Here is a 5,625-nt window from a genome sequence, read left to right as displayed (position 1 = left end):
CGGGCGGCGAGCGGCGCGGCGATGCGCCCGGTGCCGACCGCGAGCTCCAGCACGGGGCCGCCGTCGGCGAGCTCCTCCAGCAGGTCCACGGCGGGTGTCACGACAGCGGCGTCGTTCGCGCCGCCCGGGTCGTCATACCCGGCGGCCACGCTCTCGGGGAACTGGCCGTCGGCGGGGTCGTCGCCGGGGTGGTGGGCGCGGAGGTCCGCGGTGTGTGCGTCGTCGGTCACGGCACCGACGCTATGCCCGACGGCGGGATCGGCTCACCCTCTTTTCCGGCGCCGGGCGCACCGGCCGTCAGGACTCAGGCCGAGGCATGCACCGTGCGACGCATCGGCGTGTGCGGGATGCCGTCGTCGAGGAACTCGTCGCCGTCCGCCACGAACCCGTGCTTGCCGTACCAGCGCGTGAGCGGCGACTGCGCGTCGAGCACGATGTCGCGTTCGTCGCCGGCGGTCTCGATGTACTCGATGGCCGCTCGCATCACGTCGTCGGACAGGCCCTTGCCGCGGGCCTCCTTGGCCAGGGCGACCCGCCCGATGCGCCAGACGGCACCGTCGTCGAGCACGCGGGCCGTGCCGAGCACGCGGGTGCCGCCGTCGGACACCGAGTCGGGCGCGGCCTCGGCCAGCAGCACGACCTGCACGGCGCCCGGCTCGACGTCACGGCCGTCGAGGTCGTGGTACGGGCAGTCCTGCTCGACGACGAAGACGTCCTGACGCAGCTTCCAGACCCCGTAGGCGATGACGACGTCGAGCTGGGCGAGCGGGGCGGTGATGATCTGCACGGATCGATCCTCGCACGCCCCCACCCCTACCGTGTCAGACGACCGGCAGGTACCGCTTCCACCAGTCGAGGATCACCTCGAAGCGCTGCTGCCGGTGCCGCGGGCGACCGGACCGGGACAGCTCATGGTTCTCCCCGGGGAAGACCACCAGCTCGGTCTCCACGCCGTGCCCCTTGAGCGTCGAGTAGTAGCGCTCGGCCTGGGACAGCGGGCAGCGCAGGTCCAGCTCGGAGTGCAGCACGAGCGTGGGTGTCGTCACCTGCCCGGCGACGGCCTGCGGGGATTGCGCGGCCACCTGCTCCGGCTTCTCCCCCACGTACTCCAGACCGAAGAACGAGCCGATGTCGCTGGTACCGAAGAACACCTCCGGGTCGAGGAACCCGCGCTCCACGACGGCGCCGGCGAACCGGTGGTCGTGCGCGATCGTCCAGGCCGTGAGGTACCCGCCGTACGAGCCGCCGAGCACGCCCACGCGCGACCCGTCCAGCCGGCCGTCCGACGCGACCGCGCCGTCCAGGAAGTCGAGCACGTCGTGCAGGTCCACGGTGCCCATGGCCTGCTTGATCGTGCGGCCGTGCGCCTGCCCGTAGCCCGCCGAGCCGCGCGGGTTGCAGTAGACGACGGCGTACCCGGCGTCGACCAGCACCTGCGTCTCGTCGAACAGCCCCGCGGTGTAGGACGCGTAGGGGCCGCCGTGGATCATCAGCAGGGTCGGGTGCGTGCCCGTGCCCTCCGGCACTGCGACCCACCCGTGCACCGGGTACCCGTCCCGGCCCGTGACCGTGAGCTCCGTGGGCGTGACGACGCCTGCCGCGCGCAGCGGCGCGGAGAAGTCGGTCCGGCGGTGGATCGCGCCGTCCGCGACGACGCCCACCTCGCCGTAGGTGCCCGGGTCGCCGTACGCCACGGCGACCGTGCCGCCGCCCACCCCGATGTCGGAGACGACGACGTCTCCGCCGGTCAGCTGGGTTGTGGTGCCGTCGTCGTCGACGCGGACCACGTGCTGGGTGCCGCGGCTCGCGAGCACGAGCAGGACGCCGCCGTCGGGCAGCGGCACCGGCTCGTGGCCGAGCTCCTGGGTCTCGGGATCGGTGAGGCGCCGCGGCTCCGGGTCGGCCCACGCGGACAGCACGTACAGGGCCGCGTTGCGGGCCACGAAGTCCTTGCCCTCGGGGCCGTGGTCCTGGGCGAGCACGTACAGCTCGCCGCCGGGGCCGAACGCGACCGCCTGCGGGCCCAGCGTGCCGAGCTCCACCTCGGAGCCCCCGCCCTCGACGCCGGCGCCCAGAGGCAGCACCCGCAGCACGCTGCGGCCCACCTGGCCCGCGCCCTGCTCGCGCTCGGCCAGGACGGCGATCGAGCCGCCGTCGGGCGTGAACGCGATCCCGCTGTGGTCGACGTCGTCCGTGGTCACCCGGCGCGGCTGGACCACCGTGGGCCGGGGCTCGGCCGGACCCTGCGCCGTCGGGGCGGGCTGGACCACGGGCTCGCCCGCGACGTCGGGCACGTCGACCAGGTACACGTGCTGCGGGCGGTCCCGGTGGTAGCCCAGGCCGTTGCGCGTCCAGCTCCACTCGGTGATGCGGCGCGGACCCTCGGCGGCCGGCGTGATGCCCTCGACCGAACCGTAGCGGCCCGCCTCGGGCTCGCGGCTGAGGAACGCGAGGCGCTTGCCGTCGGGCGACCAGCGGAACCCGCTGACGCCGAGCGTGCGGTCGGTGACCTGCACGGCCTCACCGCCCGCGACGGGCAGCACCCAGAGCTGCGGGGCGGCCTGGGGCTGGGCACGCAGGAAGGCGACCAGGGCGCCGTCGGGCGAGAAGCGCGGCTCGGTGTCGCGGAACCCGCGGGTGAGGCGGCTGGGGGCGGCTTCGGCGTCCCCGCCGAGCGGCACCCGCCAGAGCTGGCCCACGACGGCGTCGGCCTCCAGGTCGGGCCGGGTCACGGCGACGACGGCCCAGGTCCCGTCCGGGTGGACGGCGGGCCGGGAGACGGTGCGGATCAGGGGGAGGTCGGCTGCCTGCATGGGCCGGACACTACCCTTGCGAACATGTCCGAAACACAGCAGACCGACGCCCCTGCGAGTGCTCACGAGGCCTGGGGCGAGCCGCGGACCCGCGAGCTGACCTGGTACGACCCCATCCAGACCGCGGCGCAGGCACCGCTGATGACCGGGGTGGAGTTCCTGCGCCGGATGCGCGAGGGCGTCATCCCGCCGCCGCCGATCGCCGCGCACTTCGGCCTCGACATCGACGAGGTCGAGGAGGGGCGCGTGACCTTCCGGTGCACGCCCGACGAGTCCGGCTACAACCCGATCGGCACGATCCACGGCGGCGTGCTCTGCACCCTGCTGGACACGGTGTGCGGCTGCGCCATCCAGTCGGTGCTGCCGCAGGGCAAGGGCTACACGTCGATCGAGATCAAGGTGAGCTACGTCAAGGCCGTGCGGGGCGACGGCGGGCCGCTCAGCGCGGAGGGCACCGTGATCAAGGCGGGCTCCCGGGTCGGGTTCACCGAGGGCGTGGTGCGGGACGCGACGGGCGCGGTGGTCGCGACGGCGTCGAGCACCCTGCTGATCTTCGACCTGCCGACGCCGGGCACCTGACGCCGCCGGCGTCGGCCTCGGCCCACCGCCGAGGAGCGCTTCTACCCAGTCATCGGGCCCGTAATTCACGCTGTTTCCGGGCCGAATGGCTGGGTAGAAGCGCACTTTCGTCGCCGACCCGCCCGGCCCCGGCGTCAGCCCGTGATGACGAGGCCCACGACCCACGCGCCCGTCGCGATCAGCGAGCCCACGAGCTGGACGCCGATCGTGATCAGCGTGGCCTGGACGGCGGCCTTGGTGGCGCCCCAGGCGGCCGACACATCCTTGCGGCGTGCCCACTCCAGCAGGAAGATCGCGGCGACGAAGAACAGGAACAGGCCGATCACCGGGATCACGAAGAAGCCGATGATGCCCGCGATGCCGCCCACGGCGAGGGTCAGCACGGGTACCTCGGCCTTGCGCATGTGCTTGCCGGCGAGGATCCACTGGAACACCTCGGCGATCGCGATGGCGACCGCGGCGATGCCGAACACCACCCACGCCTCGACGCCACCCGTGAAGATCGCCCAGACGAGGATGCCGCCCAGCACGAGCACGGCGCCCGGCAACACCTGGACGACGATGCCGATCAGCCCGACCAGGATTGCGACACCGACGAGTACCTCTGCCCAAACGTCCACGCCCGCACACTAGCCTGCTGGTGCAAATCGGACACCGAGTCCGGCGGATATCCTGCTCGCCATGACGCACGCGGCGGCCGGATACCTCGCCCGGCTGGGCCTGGACGAGCGGCCGCCGGCGACCGTGGCGACCCTGTTCGAGATCCACCGGCGGCACGCCGAGAGCATCCCGTACGAGAACCTGCACACCATGCTCGGCAGCCCGCCCGCCGTCGACGTGCCGTCGACCCTGGCACGCGTCGCGGCAGGCGGCAACGCCGGCTACTGCTTCCACCACAACGGCGTGCTGACCGCGGCGCTGCGATCGCTCGGGTACGACGTGGTGCCCGCCTGGGGCCACAACTGGGACTCCGCGGCCGAGCGCGCCGACGTGTACGTGGGGCACCTGGCGCTGTCGGTGCGGGGACTGCCCACCGCGGAGAACCCGGGCGGCGTCTGGTGGCCCGACGTCGGCTGCGGGGACGGCCTGCACGAACCCCTGCCGCTGATCGCGGGTACTTACCGGCAGGGCCCGTTCACCTACCGGCTGGACGTGCGCGCGGACGGCTGGACGTTCCACCACGACCCGCAGGGCAGCTTCGGCGCGGTGGACCTCTTCGACGAGGTGCTCACGCCGGAGCAGGAGCGCGGGGCGCACCGGAAGCTCACCGCGCCGGACGACGGCGCCTACGCGCGCAAGCTGGTGGTGCAGCGCCGTCTGCCCGACGCCGCGGAGACGCTGCGCGGGTGCCAGTTCACCCGGACCGGCATGCGCCCCGAGCAGGTCGGGCTGACGGCGTACGACGACTGGCGGGACGCCCTCCGGGCGCTGGGCATCTCGCTGCGGGGCGTCGACGGCGACGCCCTGCGCGGCCTGTTCGACCGCAGCCTGGCCCAGCACCGGGAGTGGCTGGCGTCCCGCCGGCCGTCCTGATCGGGAAAGGTCAGTTCCAGAAGACCGCGACGCCGATGTTCACCAGGGTCAGGCCGAGCACGGAGCCCTTGAGGCCCTGCGACACGTTCTCGCCCTTGCGCACCGCGAGCACGGCGAGCACGGCGACGGCGAGCGCGATGATCAGCTTGACGCCGATCTTCGCCATCGACGGGCCGCCGTCGTCCCAGAGGCCGCCCATCTCCGCGACGCCGACCATGATGACGCCCGCGACGACGGCACCCATGGCACCGTGCGAGACACCCTTGTAGAGGGCCTTGGTGCGCAGCGACGCGATCGCGCCGCCGAACACGAGCGCCCAGCTCGCGAAGTGCAGGAACACGAAGACGTTGTAGAGGAATTCCATGCTCGGCAGCCTATCCGCGCCAGGGGTGCAGAGCGCCTGAAAACCGCGCGTCCGGGCCATTAGTGACAATTTTCACGAGCCCGCCATGATGACGCCGTGGGACGCGCCGGGGTACGCCGGGAGTGCGCCGGGGTCGCGCCCGTGGACGCCCCTCGCCCACCCCTGCCCCCTCCCTCCTTTGAGGCCTAAGTTTCTTCGCTTTGCGGCAGCGCAAAGCGAAGAAACTTAGGCCTCAAAGGAGAGACCCCGGACACCCCCTGACGCCACCAGTCAGCATCGGACGACGACAGGGTCCGACGGCGCCAGCGTCACCAATGCCGGCGCGTGGCGGCAACG

General features: G+C 72.8%; 6 protein-coding genes and 1 pseudogene. 2 read left to right on the top strand and 5 right to left on the bottom strand.

Annotation, left to right across the window (positions count from 1 at the left end; genetic code table 11):
• From PROKR_RS17070 to PROKR_RS17060, 3 genes and pseudogenes are all read right to left on the bottom strand, one after another.
• A pseudogene (locus PROKR_RS17070) lies at positions 1-230 on the bottom strand (SAM-dependent methyltransferase); the annotation flags it as partial.
• Positions 231-304: 74 nt separating this feature from the next.
• Positions 305-787, bottom strand: coding sequence for a GNAT family N-acetyltransferase (locus tag PROKR_RS17065; RefSeq protein ID WP_036964963.1), 483 nt, complete (start codon positions 785-787; stop codon positions 305-307).
• A 34-nt stretch (positions 788-821) separates the two neighbouring features.
• Positions 822-2,813 carry a S9 family peptidase gene (locus PROKR_RS17060; protein ID WP_036964961.1) on the bottom strand — a complete coding sequence of 664 codons (1,992 nt, stop codon included), beginning with the start codon at positions 2,811-2,813 and terminating at the stop codon, positions 822-824.
• Between the two features lie 24 nt (positions 2,814-2,837).
• On the opposite strand from PROKR_RS17060, the gene PROKR_RS17055 reads away from it, so the two are divergent.
• On the top strand, positions 2,838-3,392 hold the full coding sequence (locus tag PROKR_RS17055) for a PaaI family thioesterase (RefSeq protein WP_036964954.1): 555 nt from the start codon (positions 2,838-2,840) through the stop codon (positions 3,390-3,392).
• A gap of 134 nt (positions 3,393-3,526) precedes the next feature.
• Here the strand turns inward: PROKR_RS17055 and PROKR_RS17050 are convergent, their stop codons facing one another.
• Positions 3,527-4,012, bottom strand: a complete 486-nt coding sequence (locus tag PROKR_RS17050; RefSeq protein ID WP_036964951.1) for a DUF456 domain-containing protein — start codon at positions 4,010-4,012, stop codon at positions 3,527-3,529.
• A gap of 61 nt (positions 4,013-4,073) precedes the next feature.
• Between PROKR_RS17050 and PROKR_RS17045 the strand changes: the two genes are divergently transcribed.
• Positions 4,074-4,925: an arylamine N-acetyltransferase family protein gene (locus PROKR_RS17045; RefSeq protein ID WP_051433078.1), complete on the top strand. Its 852-nt coding sequence runs from the start codon at positions 4,074-4,076 to the stop codon at positions 4,923-4,925.
• Positions 4,926-4,935: 10 nt separating this feature from the next.
• Here PROKR_RS17045 and PROKR_RS17040 read toward each other — a convergent pair whose 3' ends face one another.
• Positions 4,936-5,289, bottom strand: coding sequence for a hypothetical protein (locus PROKR_RS17040; protein WP_036964949.1), 354 nt, complete (start codon positions 5,287-5,289; stop codon positions 4,936-4,938).
• Positions 5,290-5,625: the final 336 nt, after the last annotated feature.

The sequence above is a fragment of the Promicromonospora kroppenstedtii DSM 19349 genome (assembly GCF_000515355.1).
In the GTDB taxonomy this organism is placed as follows: Bacteria; Actinomycetota; Actinomycetes; order Actinomycetales; family Cellulomonadaceae; genus Promicromonospora; species Promicromonospora kroppenstedtii.
Note: the sequence above shows the minus strand (reverse complement) of the source record. Positions and strands in the feature narration are given on the sequence as shown.